At 73.3% G+C, this 13694-nt stretch carries 15 protein-coding genes; 9 read left to right on the top strand and 6 right to left on the bottom strand.

All coding sequences use genetic code 11. From position 1 onward, the window contains the following. Nucleotides 1–90 precede the first annotated feature (90 nt). The 8 genes from ACGFIK_RS12050 (at nt 91) to ACGFIK_RS12015 (ending at nt 6306) form a co-directional block, all read left to right on the top strand. Nucleotides 91–1071 carry a zinc-binding alcohol dehydrogenase gene (locus ACGFIK_RS12050; RefSeq protein WP_327026028.1) on the top strand — a complete coding sequence of 327 codons (981 nt, stop codon included), beginning with the start codon at nt 91–93 and terminating at the stop codon, nt 1069–1071. A gap of 4 nt (nt 1072–1075) precedes the next feature. After that, entirely contained in the window at nt 1076–1498 is a 423-nt protein-coding gene (locus ACGFIK_RS12045) for a 6-carboxytetrahydropterin synthase (RefSeq protein ID WP_357528002.1), read from the top strand. A 1-nt stretch (nt 1499) separates the two neighbouring features. Continuing rightward, nucleotides 1500–2534, top strand: coding sequence for a glycosyltransferase family 4 protein (locus ACGFIK_RS12040; RefSeq protein ID WP_327026026.1), 1035 nt, complete (start codon nt 1500–1502; stop codon nt 2532–2534). After that, nucleotides 2531–3382, top strand: a complete 852-nt coding sequence (locus ACGFIK_RS12035; protein ID WP_327026025.1) for a class I SAM-dependent methyltransferase — start codon at nt 2531–2533, stop codon at nt 3380–3382. The genes ACGFIK_RS12040 and ACGFIK_RS12035 overlap by 4 nt, the downstream gene beginning before the upstream one ends. A gap of 63 nt (nt 3383–3445) precedes the next feature. Then, nucleotides 3446–4408, top strand: coding sequence for a lysylphosphatidylglycerol synthase domain-containing protein (locus tag ACGFIK_RS12030; RefSeq protein WP_393339095.1), 963 nt, complete (start codon nt 3446–3448; stop codon nt 4406–4408). Nucleotides 4409–4419: 11 nt separating this feature from the next. After that, nucleotides 4420–5049, top strand: a complete 630-nt coding sequence (gene ribA, locus ACGFIK_RS12025; protein ID WP_327026023.1) for a GTP cyclohydrolase II — start codon at nt 4420–4422, stop codon at nt 5047–5049. Further along, nucleotides 5046–5753 carry a RibD family protein gene (locus ACGFIK_RS12020; RefSeq protein WP_393339093.1) on the top strand — a complete coding sequence of 236 codons (708 nt, stop codon included), beginning with the start codon at nt 5046–5048 and terminating at the stop codon, nt 5751–5753. The genes ribA and ACGFIK_RS12020 overlap by 4 nt, the downstream gene beginning before the upstream one ends. Before the next feature lie 154 nt (nt 5754–5907). Then, complete coding sequence (locus tag ACGFIK_RS12015) at nt 5908–6306, top strand: MmcQ/YjbR family DNA-binding protein (protein ID WP_393339091.1); 399 nt, start codon at nt 5908–5910, stop codon at nt 6304–6306. A 76-nt stretch (nt 6307–6382) separates the two neighbouring features. Here the strand turns inward: ACGFIK_RS12015 and ACGFIK_RS12010 are convergent, their stop codons facing one another. Genes ACGFIK_RS12010 through ACGFIK_RS11985 form a run of 6 tightly spaced genes read right to left on the bottom strand, consistent with a single transcriptional unit; the run spans nt 6383 to nt 12529 of the window. Beyond that, nucleotides 6383–6919: an RBBP9/YdeN family alpha/beta hydrolase gene (locus ACGFIK_RS12010; RefSeq protein ID WP_393339089.1), complete on the bottom strand. Its 537-nt coding sequence runs from the start codon at nt 6917–6919 to the stop codon at nt 6383–6385. Between the two features lie 59 nt (nt 6920–6978). Beyond that, nucleotides 6979–7545, bottom strand: a complete 567-nt coding sequence (locus tag ACGFIK_RS12005; RefSeq protein WP_327026019.1) for a GNAT family N-acetyltransferase — start codon at nt 7543–7545, stop codon at nt 6979–6981. Then, entirely contained in the window at nt 7538–9577 is a 2040-nt protein-coding gene (locus ACGFIK_RS12000; RefSeq protein WP_327026018.1) for a penicillin acylase family protein, read from the bottom strand. The genes ACGFIK_RS12005 and ACGFIK_RS12000 overlap by 8 nt, the downstream gene beginning before the upstream one ends. Next, nucleotides 9574–10380, bottom strand: coding sequence for an ABC transporter ATP-binding protein (locus ACGFIK_RS11995; protein WP_327026017.1), 807 nt, complete (start codon nt 10378–10380; stop codon nt 9574–9576). Before ACGFIK_RS11995 ends, ACGFIK_RS12000 begins: the two co-directional genes overlap by 4 nt. 29 nt (nt 10381–10409) lie before the next feature. Then, entirely contained in the window at nt 10410–11432 is a 1023-nt protein-coding gene (locus ACGFIK_RS11990; protein WP_327026016.1) for an iron chelate uptake ABC transporter family permease subunit, read from the bottom strand. Next, the gene (locus ACGFIK_RS11985; RefSeq protein ID WP_327026015.1) at nt 11429–12529 is read right to left on the bottom strand and encodes an iron chelate uptake ABC transporter family permease subunit; all 1101 of its coding nucleotides are present in this window, start codon (nt 12527–12529) and stop codon (nt 11429–11431) included. The genes ACGFIK_RS11990 and ACGFIK_RS11985 overlap by 4 nt, the downstream gene beginning before the upstream one ends. A gap of 67 nt (nt 12530–12596) precedes the next feature. On the opposite strand from ACGFIK_RS11985, the gene ACGFIK_RS11980 reads away from it, so the two are divergent. Continuing rightward, the gene (locus tag ACGFIK_RS11980) at nt 12597–13628 is read left to right on the top strand and encodes an ABC transporter substrate-binding protein (RefSeq protein WP_327026014.1); all 1032 of its coding nucleotides are present in this window, start codon (nt 12597–12599) and stop codon (nt 13626–13628) included. The last annotated feature ends 66 nt before the right edge of the window (nt 13629–13694 follow it).

The raw sequence follows: 13694 nt of genomic DNA, 5'->3' as shown, positions 1-13694 counted from the left end.
CCTCCGTGTTTATGATCGACGACCCCTGTCGAGAAGTACGGAAAACATGACGGATCGGTTCGGTCCGGACGCAGGTGAGGAGAATTGCCCGTGACGCGACCCGCCCGCGCCTTCTGGCTGCGCGCACCCGGTGCGGGAGAGCTCCGTCCGGTGACGCTACCCGAGCCCGGCCCGGACGAGGTGCAGGTACGCGCCCTGTTCTCCGGAGTCAGCCGGGGCACCGAGACCCTGGTCTTCACCGGCCAGGTGCCGGAAAGCCAGTACGCCACCATGCGCGCTCCCTTCCAGGAGGGCGACTTCCCGGCCCCGGTCAAGTACGGCTACCTCAGCGTCGGCGAGGTCGAGCGGGGGCCGGCCCACCTGCGCGGACGTACGGTGTTCTGCCTGTATCCGCACCAGAGCGCCTATGTGGTGCCGGTCGACGCGGTGACGGTCGTACCGGAGCAGGTGCCGGCCTCCCGCGCGGTGCTGGCCGGCACGGTGGAGACCGCGGTCAACGCACTGTGGGACGCACCACCCCTGCTCGGCGACCGGGTCAGTGTGGTCGGCGCCGGCATGGTCGGTTGCGCCGTGGCGGCCCTGCTGGCCCGCTTCCCCGGGGTGGCGGTGGAACTTGTCGACACCGACCCCACCCGGGCCGAGGTGGCCGCCGCCCTGGGGGTCGACTTCGCCGCGCCGCAGGCCGCGACCGGCCGGCGGGACCTGGTGGTGCACGCCAGTGCCAGCGCCGCCGGCCTGCAACTCGGCCTGGACCTGCTGGCTCCCGAGGGGACCGTGCTGGAACTGAGCTGGTACGGCGACCGGGCCGTGGAGTTGTCCCTGGGGGCGGCGTTCCACTCCGGACGGCTGACCATCCGCAGCAGCCAGGTCGGCCGGATAGCCCCCGCCCGGCGCAGCAGCCGGGGCTACGCCGACCGGATGGCCCTGGCCCTGGACCTGCTGGCCGACCCGGTGTTCGACACCCTGATCACCGGGCGGTCGGCCTTCGCGGAACTGCCCGAGGTCCTCGCTCGACTCAGCGCGGGCAGCCTGCCCGCGCTGTGCCACCTCATCACCTACGACGGGGAGTGAATCCGTGTTCAGTGTGACCGTCCGTGACCACATCATGATCGCCCACAGTTTCCAGGGCGAGGTCTTCGGCCCCGCGCAGCGGCTACACGGTGCCACCTTCGTGGTCGACGCCACCTTCCGCCGCCCGGATCTCGACCCCGACGGCATCGTGGTCGACATCGGACTGGCCACCGACCAGCTCAAGGCGGTACTGGCCGAGCTGAACTACCGCAACCTGGACGAGGAGCCCGCCTTCGCCGGCACCAACACCACCACGGAGGTGCTGGCCCGCACCATCGCCGACCGGCTCGCCGACCGGGTGCACGCCGGTGACCTGGGGGCGGGGGCGCACGGGCTGACCGGCCTCACGGTCACCCTGCACGAGTCGCATGTCGCCTGGGCCAGTTACGAACGGTCACTGTCGGGGGCGAGCGGCACCGGCGCCTGACATGCCGACCGTGCACGTGGTCCTGCCCGGCGACATCGACGACCCGACCACCCCCAGCGGCGGCAACGGCTACGACCGGCGGGTCTGCGCCGGACTGGCCGGCGCCGGTTGGTCGGTGCACGAACATCCCGTACCGGGATCGTGGCCGACCCCGACGGCGGCGGAGCAGGCCCGGCTCGCCGAACTGCTCACCACTCTGCCCGAGGGGGCTCTGGTCCTGATCGACGGGCTGGTCGCCTCGGTGGTGCCGGAGGTCCTGGCGGCACACGCCGGCCGGTTGCGGCTGGTCCCGCTGGTGCACCTGCCCCGCGACGACGACACCGAGGCGCGGGCCCTGGCCGCCGCCGCCGCCATCGTCGCCACCAGCACCTGGACCCGGGACCGGCTGCTGCACCGGTACGCCCTACCGCCGTCCCTGGTGCATGTCGCCGCCCCCGGGGTGGACCCGGCGCCGCCGGTAGCCGGATCGCCGGCCGGGTCGGCGCTGCTCTGCGTCGCCGCGGTCGCCGCCCACAAGGGCCAGGACCTGCTGATCGAGGCGCTGGCGGGGGTGGCCGACCGGCCCTGGACCCTGACCTGTGTAGGCCCCCTGCACCGGGAACCGGACTTCGTCGACCGGCTCCGCACCCGGATAGCCACCCACCGCCTGGGTGACCGGATCCGGCTGACCGGTCCGCTGACCGGTGACCGGCTGGCCGCCGAGTACGCCGCCGCTGACCTGCTGGTGCACCCCTCACGGGGGGAGACCTACGCGATGGTGGTCACCGAGGCCCTGGCCTGCGGCCTCCCGGTGCTGGCCACCGCGGTCGGTGGCCTGCCCGACACCCTCGGCCGGGTGGCCGGGGAACGCCCGGGGCTGCTGGTGCCCCCGGAGCAGCCGCAGGCGTTGGCCGAGGCGCTGCGGCGCTGGCTGGAGGACCCCACCCTGCGCGAGCGACTGCGTGGCGCCGCAGCCCGGCGCCGAGCCACCCTCGACGACTGGACCAGCACCACCGCCCGGATCACCACGGCCCTGGAAGAGGCGATGGCGTCATGACCGAACACCGGACAGTCCAGGAGGTGCCCATCGAGCTGCCGCCGGACTTCGCCCAGTGGCTGGCGCTGCGGGAACCGGCCGACGTGGCCGCCCGCGCCACCGACCTGGTCGAGGCGGTACGTGCCACGTTGACCGGTGACCGGCCGTACGTGGTGCACGACCTCGGGGCCGGCACCGGGTCGTTGGGCCGCTGGCTGGCCCCCCTGCTGCCCGGCCCGCAACACTGGATCCTGCACGATCAGGACCCCGACCTGCTGGCCCGGGCCTGCGCGAACATGCCCACCCGCGCCGCCGACGGCGCCCCGGTCACGGTGCAGACCCGTCGGGGTGACCTGACCCGGCTGAGCGCCACCGACCTGGCGGGTGCGGCGCTGGTCAGCGCCTCGGCCCTGCTCGACATGCTGACCGGAGCCGAGATCGACCGGCTGGTGGCCGCCTGTGCGAGGGCCGGCTGCCCGGCCCTGTTCCTGATCTCGGTCACCGGCACCGTGCGGCTGACCCCGGCCGACCCCCTGGACGCCGAGGTCGCGGAGGCGTTCAACGCCCACCAACGTCGTGCCGTGGGCGGCCGGCAGTTGCTCGGGCCGGACGCCGTGGAGGCCTGCGCCGCCGGGTTCACCCGGCACGGGATGACCGTGCGGACCCGGCCCAGCCCCTGGCGGCTGGGGCCGGAGCAGGCCGCCCTGACCGGGCAGTGGTTCGACGGCTGGCTGGAGGCGGCCTGCGCGCAACGCCCGGAACTGGTCGACCGGACCCGTGAGTACGCCCAGCGTCGGCGACAGGAGGCTAACGCGGGCCGACTCGGGGTACTGGTCGACCACACCGACCTGCTGGCCGTCCCTCGTTGAACCGGCGGCGTGCCGGTTACGTGCGTACAGTCAGGGAAAGATCACCATGCCGGGGAGGCTTGCGTGGCGGATGAAGCTGGTGGCGCCGGGTCCCCGGCCGCCCCGGCCGGCCGGTCCTTCTGGGGCTGGCTGCGTCTGGCGCTCGGGCTCGCCGTACTGGTGGGGCTGCTGTGCTGGCTGGGCATCGACCCCTTCCTGGTCGGGCTGCGGCTGATCGACGCCCCCGCCCTGGCCGCCGCCCTGGCCCTCGGGGTACTCACCACGGTCTGTGCCGCCTGGCGGTGGAGCCTGGTGGCCGGTGGGCTCGGGGTGCGGCTGCCGCTGCGTGCGGCGGTGGCCCACTACTACCGGTCGGTGTTCCTCAACGCCACCCTGCCCGGCGGGATCCTCGGCGACGTGCACCGGGCGGTGCGCCACGGCCGTGACGTCGGTGACCTGGGTCGGGGCATCCGGGCCGTGGTCTGGGAGCGGGTAGCCGGTCAGGTGGTGCTGGTAGCCCTGGCCGTGGTGCTGCTGTTCGCCTTCCCGTCGCCGGTGCAGCCGTACCTGCCGGTGGCCACCCTGGTCGTGCTGGCTGCCTTCGGGGTCGTGGTGCTGGCCGCCCGCCTGCTGCCGGACTCCGGTGCCTCCCGGTTCACCCGTACCCTGGTCGGCGCCGTGTCCGACGTGCGTCGTGGGCTGCTGGGCCGACGGATCTGGGCCGGGGTGCTGGTCGCCTCCGCCCTGGTGGCCGCCGGGAACCTGGCCACCTTCCTGCTGGCCGCCCGCACGGCCGGTTCCACCGCCCCGCTGACCCTGCTGCTGCCGCTGACCCTGCTGGCCCTGCTCGCGATGGGGGTGCCGGCCAACGTCGCCGGGTTCGGCCCCCGCGAGGGGGTGGCCGCCTGGGCCTTCGCCGCCGCCGGCCTGACCGCCGCGGAGGGGGTGGCCACCGCAACGGTGTACGGCGCCCTGGTGCTCGTCGCGAGCCTGCCGGGAGCGGCCGTGCTGCTGGCCCGTCGTGTCCGTGTACCCGCCACCGTATGACGAGGAGAGCCATGTCCGAATCACTGCCTGTCGCCACCATCCGGACGCAGGTCACCGTGCCGCTGCGCTTCTCCGACGGCTACCACACCACCGCCCGGCTGCACACCTTCGACGGGCTGGTCGACGGCCGCGAACACCTCGCCTTCGCCCTCGGCGACCACACCAACGGGGCGGTGCCGCTGGTCCGTCCGCACAGTGAGTGCCTGACCGGCGACGTGTTCGGCAGTCAGCGCTGCGACTGCGGTCCCCAGTTGCGCGAGGCCGTGCAGCGCATCGCGGAGGTCGGCGGGTACCTGCTCTACCTGCGGCAGGAGGGTCGCGGCATCGGTCTGTACGCCAAGCTCGACGCCTACGCCCTCCAGGACGCCGGGCTGGACACCTTCGAGGCCAATGTGGCCTTAGGCCATGACGAGGACGAGCGGGACTACACCGTGGCCGCGCAGATGCTCGCCGCCCTGGGGGTCGGGCCGATCGCGGTGCTGACGAACAATCCGGAGAAGACCGACCAGCTCAGCAGGCTCGGTGTCACCGTGACCGAGCAGGTGCCCACCGGGGTGTTCCTCTCCCCGGCCAACGCCGACTACCTGGCGGCCAAGGCCAGCCGCGCCGCCCGCGCCGCCGACCTGCCCGCCGTCCGGTGACCGGCCGGTCCACGGCCCGTCGGCCGTACGTGCTGCTCAGCTGCGCCACCTCGATCGACGGCTACATCGACGACGCCAGCGACGAACGGCTGATGCTGTCCAACGACGCCGACCTGGACCGGGTCGACGAGGTACGCGCCAGCTGCGACGCCATCCTGGTGGGCGCCGGCACGGTCCGCCGCGACGACCCCCGGCTGCTGGTGCGCTGCGCGGATCGCCGCGGCGACCGGATCGCCCGTGGCCTGCCGGAGTCCCCGATCCGGGTGACCGTGACCGGCTGCGGGGACCTGGACCCGACGGCCCGGTTCTTCACCGTCGGTGACACCGAACGGATCGTCTACTGTGCCAGCGCCGCGTGTGAGAAGACCCGGCACCGGCTGGGGGAGCGGGCCACAGTGGTCGACGCCGGTGACCCGATCGACCTGGCCCGGGCCCTGACCGACCTGGCCGACCGGGGGGTACGCCGACTGCTGGTGGAAGGTGGTGCCCTGGTCCACGGCCAGTTCCTCACCGCCGGGCTGGCCGACGAACTGCACCTGGTGGTGGCCCCCTTCTTCGTGGGCGACCGCCGGGCACCCCGCTTCGTCGGCGACGGTCGGTTTCCGTGGCATTCCGCCCGACGCGCCCAGGTGGTCGAGGCCCGCCAGATCGGCGACGTGGTGCTGACCCGCTACGCCCTGTCGGAACGCTGCGAGCCGGCCTGAGCGCCCAGGTCCCCCTCTTGGTGACGGTCTCCGGTCCTGTCGAGCTGATAGCGCAGACGGGTCGAGACGCCGGTGAGCTGGTCGGCTCGGTACCAGCGGCCGTCGCTACCTGTTGGGGCATCGCGCAGCACCCGGGATGTGGTTACCTGCTGACATGCCGCATCCCATCATGTTCGACGAGGCGGACCCGCTGCTGGGTCGGGTGCGGACGCTGGCCCTGGCCTTTCCCGACGCGGCCGAGAAGGTCTCCCATGGGCGTCCGGCCTTCTTCACCACCAAGGTCTTCGCCTACTACGGCGGTTCGGTGAAGGTCGACGGCGGCTATCGCCAGCACGATCAGTCGGTGATCGTGCTGGTCGACCCCGAGGAGCGTACGGCCCTGCTGACGGAGGAGCGGTGCTTCGTGCCGGCCTACCTGGGGGCCTACGGCTGGATCGGGGTGGACCTGACCGACGACACCGACTGGGACGAGGTCGGTGAGCTGCTCGACGCCAGCTACCGTCTGACGGCCGGGGCCCGCAGGATCGCGCGGCTCGACTCCCTAGGGTCCTGAACACCCCCGCGGCTCAGCCGAAGGCACCGGCACGGGCGGCGGTGGCCACGCTGCGGGACCGACCTGGCGCGAATCCTCAGGGGATGAGCCGGTCGAGCAGGTCGAACCGCTCGTACGGCTGGTCGTGGTCGCCGAAGTGCCCGTCGTCGCGCACGATCTGGGTGCCGCCGAGCCGCTCGAACATGGCGCGTCCCTGCCGGTCGTCGCAGCCGTACGGATCGGTGCGGGAGTTGATGAAGTAGATGTCCCGCACATGGGCCCGGATCGCGGCCCAGTCGTAGCTCGGTTGCAGGACCGGCTCCTCCTCCGTGTGGGGTGGGGTGCAGTAGCCGGCCACCAGGATCGCCTGGGCCACGGTCACCTCCAGATGTTCCAGGAGGGCCAGCAGCAGGGCCGCCCCGCCGGAATGACCCACCAGGACGGTGTCCTCGTCGAAGGTGTGGCTGCTCAGCACCTTAGGCAGCAAGGTGGCGATCGGCTCGATGTTGATGCCCGGATGGTGCGGCACCTCGACGGCGTACCCCCGGGTGGCGAGCCGCTCGGCCAGCCACGGGTACCAACAGTAGGTCGGTTTGCCGCCGGTCCCGTGGAAGATGATCGCATTGCGTCCCACCGTGCCCCCTTCGAGTCCCGCCGATCCAATCACCCGGGTCCGACACAGTGGCGGCCGGATCACCGCCCCTGCGCCGGAGCGGCGGGGTGCGGGGCGCGGTTGAGGAACATCAACCGGGCCCGCTTGTCCGGCAGGTCGATCAGGGGTCCTTCGACGAAACCGGCCCGCTTCAGCCGGGCGATCGCCTTGTCGTTGCGGGCGTCCGGCTCCATCACCAGCCGCCGCCGGGTGGGGTCGGTGAAGACGAAGGCGATGAACTCGGCCAGCAGGGTGCCGGTGAAGCCCGGCTCGGGGCGTACCGGGGTGCCGATCAGCAGGTGACCGCCGTGGTCGCCGGGGCGGACCGGGTAGCACTCGCCGACCGGGTCGTGTTCGGGCTGGTAGGTCTGGAACAGCGCCACCGGCTGCCCGTCGCGCAGGGTCAGCCAGGCGTGGTGGGTGGGCAGGGAGTCGACGTACCGGTAGATCTCGGCCACCCGGTCGCGGTCGGCGTCGCGCATCCCCCAGAACCGGGCCCGTTCCTGGCTGACCCAGCCGTGGATGACCTCGGCGTCGGCATCCGGATCCACCGGCCGGAAGGTGACCAGCCCGAAGCCGGGGACCTGCCGTCGGTAGTGGTCAGTCATCGTGCTCCTCGGTCAGCCGGTCCCAGTCGACTGTCACCTCGATCAGGTCGCCGCGTACCCACAGGGGCAGTTGGTCGTCGTGGTGCGGCCCGGCGCCGGTGGCGCCCAGCGGCACCACCCACCGGCTGTTCTCCCGCCGGGCCAGGTCCCACACGTAGCGGGCGGACGGGCCGCGCCCGCACAGGTCGGTGACCCCGGGCAGGCTGGAGGTGGCCAGCACGCAGTCGTGGTCCCCGGCCAGTTCCGGTCCCGGCGGGGCGGCCGGGTCGGGCAGGGCCCGCCACGGTGCCAGCCGGTGCCGCTCGCCCCAGGGGCGGGTGTCGTCCGCCGCCGCGACCTGTTCGGCCGCCGCCCGCACCAGCTCCACCGGGTCCAGGCCGGGCAGGTCGGCGCGGAGCAGGGAGGGCAGGGCGTACCCGATCCGGGTAGGCAGGGTCAGCCAGGGCGCGAACACCTCCGGGTGGGCCGGTGGTGCGGTCAGCTCCGCCAGCGCCGGATGGGCGGCGAGGGCGTGGACCACGGCCGCCCGCAGGTCGGCGAAGCGGGCCGCGTCCCGGCTGTCGGCGGCCATCCGGCGGTCCCAGCGCAGCAGCCGGTCCCGCAGCGCCTGCCCCTGAGCGCTGAGTCCATCCACCTCGGCCAGCAGGTCCAGCAGGGGACCGGCCGCCGCCAGGTAGGTGTCGGTGTGTACGGCGGCCAGCTGCTCGGTCCGCCAGTCGGTGCGCTCGCCGAGCAGCTCACGGATCCGGTCGGCCCGGTACGGCGGGGCGTACTCCACCCCCAGCCCGGCGGAGATGCCCCGTTCGTTGGCCATCACCGCCACCTGGTCCACCGGGCGTTTCGGCATCGGATGCCAGCCCTGCCAGGCGTACCCCGGCTCCCAGGCGGGCACCACCCGCAGCCCGTTGTCCGGGTGGCGGCGGGGGACCCGGCCGGCCACCCGGTGCAGCAGCCCACCGGCGGTGTCCGCGGCCAGCACCACGTTGACCGGCTCCACCCATCCGTCGAGGGCGGCGTCCAGGTCGTCGACCGTACGGGCGTGCAGCAGGGCGGGCAGTACGGCGAAACCCAGATCCCCGGTGACCCGGGGCGGATACCGCAGGCTGACGGTCACCTCGGGCTGCTCGTCCGGACCCCCGGAGATCACCGGCCCCCGCTCGGTCTCGATCACCTCGACCTCGACCGGTGCGCCACCGGCCACCTCGATGGTCTCGACCTGCCGGTGCACCGGCTGCCACCCCTGCGGCCCGTACGCCTGCACCAGTTCACCGTCGCGGCGCAGGCGTTCGGCGTACACGTCCTGGTAGTCGGCGGAGGCGTTGGTGATGGCCCAGGCGAGGCTGCCGGCGTGCCCGAAGTGGGCGATGCCCGGCACCCCGGGCACGGCGAAGCCGAGCACGTCGTACGCCGGGCAGGCCAGCCGGATCTGCTGGTAGATGCCGGGGGCCTCGATGAACCGGTGCGGGTCACCGGCGATCAACGCCGCCCCGGTGGCGGTGCGGTCGGCGGCGAGCAGCCAGCCGTTGCTGCCGGAGGTGAGGTGCCCGTCGACGGCGAACAGCCGGGCCGCGCCCGGACCGAGCCGGCGGATCACGTGTTCGCGCCAGAGCTTGCCCGGGAAGCCGGCGAAGAGCACATGGTGGCCGAGCCAGATCGCCAGGGGTGTCCACGGTTCCCAGCGTCCGGGGCTCAGCCCGGTGGCGGCGAACTCGGGGGCCCGCGCCGCCCCGGCGGCCAGCCCGGCGTTGACCCCCTCGACGTAGCGGCCCACCCAGGCGGCGGTAGCCGGGTCGAGGGCGGCGTGGCAGCGGCGGGCGGTGTCGTCCAGGCGTACCCGGCGGGCGAAGCTGTCCCAGGCCAACGCCTCCGGCCCGAGGAAAGCGGCGCTGGTGCCCTGGGACCGGTGCCGTTCCACCTCGATCTGCCAGGCCCGGTCCCGCGCGGTGACCTGGCCCTGGGCGAAGGCCAGCGCCAGGTGATCGTCGGCCCGCAGATGCGGAATCCCGTACCCGTCGCGGTAGCGCTTGCTCATGCCCGGCCTGCCGTGCGGATCCGGGCGGCCGGGATGACCAGGGGGGTGCCGGTCTCCGGGTCCTCGATGACCCGGCAGGGCAGCCCGAAGACCTCCTCGACCAGTTCGGCGGTGACGATCCGGCCGGGTTCCCCGGCGGCCACCACCCGCCCGCCGCGCATCGCGATCAGGTGAGTGGCGTAGCGGGCGGCGTGGTTGAGGTCGTGCAGCACCGCGACCAGAGTACGGCCCTGCTCCTCGTGCAGCCGGGCGCACAGGTCGAGCACCTCGATCTGGTGGGCGATGTCCAGGTAGGTGGTCGGCTCGTCGAGCAGCAGCAGGGGGGTCTGCTGGGCCAGCGCCATGGCCAACCAGACCCGTTGCCGCTGGCCGCCGGAGAGCTCGTCGACCAGCCGGTCGGCCAGGTCGGCGACCCCGGTAGCGGCCATCGCCTCGGCCACGATCCGTTCGTCCTCGCGGGACCACTGACGCAGCAGCCCCTGGTGCGGGTAGCGGCCCCGGGCCACCAGGTCGGCCACCCCGATGCCGTCCGGTGCGATCGGTGACTGGGGGAGCAGTCCGAGGGTACGGGCCACCGCCCGGGCCGGCCGTCGCTGGATGTCCTCCCCGTCCAGCAGCACCGCCCCGGCGGCCGGTTTCAGCAGCCGGGACAACGCCCGCAGCAGGGTGGACTTGCCGCAGGCGTTCGGGCCGATGATGACCGTGAAGGACCGGTCCGGCACCTCGACGGTCAGGTCCTCGGCGACGATCCGCCGTTCGTAGGCCAGCCGTAGTCCGCTGCCACCCAGCCGGGAGGTCGGCATGCTGGTTGCTCCGTTCTCGTTGTCGCCGGTCACAGCCGGCCCGCCCGGCGCTGCGTGGCCAGCAGCCAGACCAGGTACCCGCCGCCGAGCACCCCGGTCACCACACCGACCGGCAGTTGACTGGGGAAGGCCCGCTGGGCCACCTGGTCGGCGACCACGATGATCAACGCGCCGATGATCGCGGCGGGCAGCAGGTTGGTGCCGGGTGCCCGGGTCAGCCTACGGGCCAGGTGCGGGGCGGTGAGGGCGACGAAGGACACCGGCCCGGCGGCGGCCGCCGACAGGGAGACCAGCAGCACCGCAGTGGCCAGCAGCAGCATCCGCAGCCGGGGCACCGGCACCCCTAGCCCGGTGGCCGCCTCGTCGCCCAACTCGGTCATCCGCAGCGCCGGACCGCAGGCCAGCAGCACCGGCAGGGCCACCGCCAGGGCCGCCAGCAGCGGGGTGGCCTCGGACCAGCCCCTCCCGTCCAGGCTGCCGGTGAGCCAGAGCATGGCCCGGGCCGCCTCCATCAGCGGGGCGCGGGTCAGCAGGTAGCCGTTGACGCCGGTGAGGATTGCCGACACCCCGATGCCGACCAGCACCAGCCGGTAGCCGTGGACCCCACGCCGCCAGGCGACCAGGTAGATCAGCAGGCCGGTGAGCACCCCGCCGACCGCGGCGGCCCCGGCCAGGGCGGCGCTGCTGCCGCCGACGACCACCACGATCAGTGCCCCGGTCGCCGCCCCCTGGGTGAAGCCGAGCACATCCGGGCTGCCCAGCGGGTTGCGGACCAAAGCCTGGAACACCCCACCGGCCAGACCCAGGGCGGCGCCCACGGCCAGCGCGGTGACCAGCCGGGGCAGGCGCAGTTCGAGGACGATGAAGTCCTCGGCCGGGCTGCCGCCCCCGGTCAGGGTGCGCAGCACGTCGGCCGGGGACATCGGGTAGTCGCCGTGGCCGACCGCCAGGACCCCGACGGCCAGGGTCAGCAGCACCCCGGTCGCCCCGACGGCCAGGGCGCGCAGGTGCAGCCGCAGCGACAGCCCACCCGGAACCCGAATCACGATCATGGGCGGCCCGTCCTGGTCCGGGTAACCAGCCACAGGAACAGCGGACCGCCGAGCACGGCGGTGACCAGCCCCACCTGCAACTCGCCTGGACGGCCGAGGACCCGGCCGAGCACGTCGGCACCGAGCAGCAGCACCGGCGCCAGCAGCGCACAGTACGGCAACAGCCAGCGCAGATCCGGCCCGGTGAGGGTACGCACCAGGTGCGGCACCAGTAGCCCGACGAAGACGATCGGTCCGCAGGCCGCGGTGGCGGCCCCGCAGAGCAGGGTGATGGCGGCGATCACGGCAGCCCGGATCAGGGTGGGGCGGGCCCCCAGGGCGCGGGCGGTGTCGTCGCCGAGGGCCAGGGCATTCAGGGGTCGGGCGGCGGCCAGGGCGGCCACCAGGCCTACCGCGATGAAGGGCAGGACCCGCCGTACGGTGGCGTCGTCGGCGCTGGCCAGGGAGCCGACCGTCCAGAACCGCAGCCGTTGCAGCCCGGCGGAGTCCAGCAGCATCACCGCGCTGACGTAGGAGTACAGGGCCGCGTTGAGGGCCGCACCGGCCAACGCCAGTCGGGCCGGGGTGGCGGCCCGGCCACCACCGACGGCGTAGACCCCCACGGTGACCGCGGCGGCCCCGGCCAGGGCGAACCACACCTGACCGGTCCCACCCCCCACCCCGAACAGCAACGATGCCGTGGCGATCGCGGCGGCGGCCCCGGCGTTGATGCCGAGCAGGCCAGGGTCGGCCAGGGGGTTGCGGGTCAGCGCCTGCATCGCCGCCCCGGCCATCCCGAGGGCGGTCCCGGCGAGCAGCCCGAGCAGGGTGCGGGGCAGCCGCATCTCGTGCACCACGGCGTAGTCGGGGACCCCGGGGTCGGTGAGGGCGGCCCACACCTGCGGCAGGGGGATCGGCTTGGCCCCGACGGCGATGCTGAGCACCGCCACCGTCACCAGAGCCACCGCGGCGGCGGCCAGGCCGGCGGCCCGGTAGGCCACCCGAGGCGGCCGGGGCGGTGGTTGTGCCCGGGACGGCGTCTCGGCTGGTGAGGACTCGATGACGGACAGGGTGGGCTCCAGTGCGGTGCGAAACGCCGGGCGGGAACTTGACAGCAAGTTAGGTTAGGTTAACCTAACGCCGGTTGTCCATCGCTACCTGTGAACCCGATCGGAAGACGACACCATGCCTGATCCCGTTACCGCACACCGGCTCTCCCGTCGGGGCCTGCTGGCCGCCGGTGGTGCCGCCACCCTAGCCGCCCTGCTCGCCGGATGCGGCCGGGAGAAGGACCCGAAACCCCGCAGCGGCAGCAGCTCCGGACCCTGGTCCTTCACGGACGACCGGCCTGAGACGGTCACCGCGCAGGCCCGCCCGGCCCGGGTGGTGGCCTTCACCGGCTCGGCCGCCGCCCTGGTCGATTTCGGACTAGGGCCCGAGGTGGTCGGGGTCTTCGGCGAGACGAAGAAGGCCGACGGCAGCAAGGAGCCGCAGGCCGGTGACCTGGACGTGGAGAGCGTGGAGATCCTCGGCAACGTCTGGGGCGAATTCAGCGTCGAGAAGTACGCCGCCCTGCGCCCGGAACTGCTGGTCACCCACATGTACGACCCGGGGGCCTACTGGTACGTGCCGGACGAGAGCAAGGACAAGATCCTTCCGCTGGCCCCGGTGGTGACCATCACCACCGCCCGCGTCCCGATGACCAAGCCGATCGAACGGTACGCCACCCTCGCCGAGTCCCTCGGCGCCGACCTGTCGGCACCGAGGGTCACCGACGCCAAGGCCCGCTTCGAGGCCGCCGCCGAGGCGGTACGCCAGGCGGTCAAGACCAACCCCGGCATCAAGGTGCTGGCCGCCTCCGGCAGCCCGGACCTGTTCTACGTCTCCAACCCCAAGGTCAGCACCGACCTGATGTACTTCGCCGAACTCGGGGTCGACATCGTGGTGCCCACCAAGCTGGAGTCCGGCGACTACTTCGAGGCCCTCAGCTGGGAGAACGCCGGCAAGTTCCCGGCCGACCTGATCCTGCTCGACAACCGCAGCACCGCCCTGCAACCGGCCGACCTGGCCGCCAAGCCCACCTGGCAGCAGTTGCCCGCCGTGCAGGCCGGCCAGGTGACTCCATGGGACGCGGTGCCCCGCTTCTCGTACGCCGGCGCAGCCCCCCTGCTCGAAGACCTGGCCAAGGCGATCCAGGGCGCCAAGAAGCTGACCTGATCCGCCACGGACGACCGGCGTGACCCGTGACCGCCGGTCGTCCGCCCACCACCCGCATCGACACCA

Source organism: Micromonospora sp. NPDC048871 (assembly GCF_043198155.1).
Lineage (GTDB): Bacteria > Actinomycetota > Actinomycetes > Mycobacteriales > Micromonosporaceae > Micromonospora.
This window is presented reverse-complemented; position numbering and strand designations above follow the sequence as displayed.

Excerpts from the sequence above, each read along its gene's own strand:
- ACGFIK_RS11990 (WP_327026016.1), bottom strand. The coding sequence starts at position 11,432 with ATGATCGTGATTCGGGTTCCGGGTGGGCTGTCGCTGCGGCTGCACCTG.
- ACGFIK_RS12040 (WP_327026026.1), top strand. The coding sequence starts at position 1,500 with ATGCCGACCGTGCACGTGGTCCTGCCCGGCGACATCGACGACCCGACC.
- ACGFIK_RS12005 (WP_327026019.1), bottom strand. The coding sequence starts at position 7,545 with ATGACTGACCACTACCGACGGCAGGTCCCCGGCTTCGGGCTGGTCACC.
- ACGFIK_RS12015 (WP_393339091.1), top strand. The coding sequence starts at position 5,908 with ATGCCGCATCCCATCATGTTCGACGAGGCGGACCCGCTGCTGGGTCGG.
- ACGFIK_RS12035 (WP_327026025.1), top strand. The coding sequence starts at position 2,531 with ATGACCGAACACCGGACAGTCCAGGAGGTGCCCATCGAGCTGCCGCCG.
- ACGFIK_RS12000 (WP_327026018.1), bottom strand. The coding sequence starts at position 9,577 with ATGAGCAAGCGCTACCGCGACGGGTACGGGATTCCGCATCTGCGGGCC.
- ACGFIK_RS11980 (WP_327026014.1), top strand. The coding sequence starts at position 12,597 with ATGCCTGATCCCGTTACCGCACACCGGCTCTCCCGTCGGGGCCTGCTG.
- ACGFIK_RS11995 (WP_327026017.1), bottom strand. The coding sequence starts at position 10,380 with ATGCCGACCTCCCGGCTGGGTGGCAGCGGACTACGGCTGGCCTACGAA.
- ribA (WP_327026023.1), top strand. The coding sequence starts at position 4,420 with ATGTCCGAATCACTGCCTGTCGCCACCATCCGGACGCAGGTCACCGTG.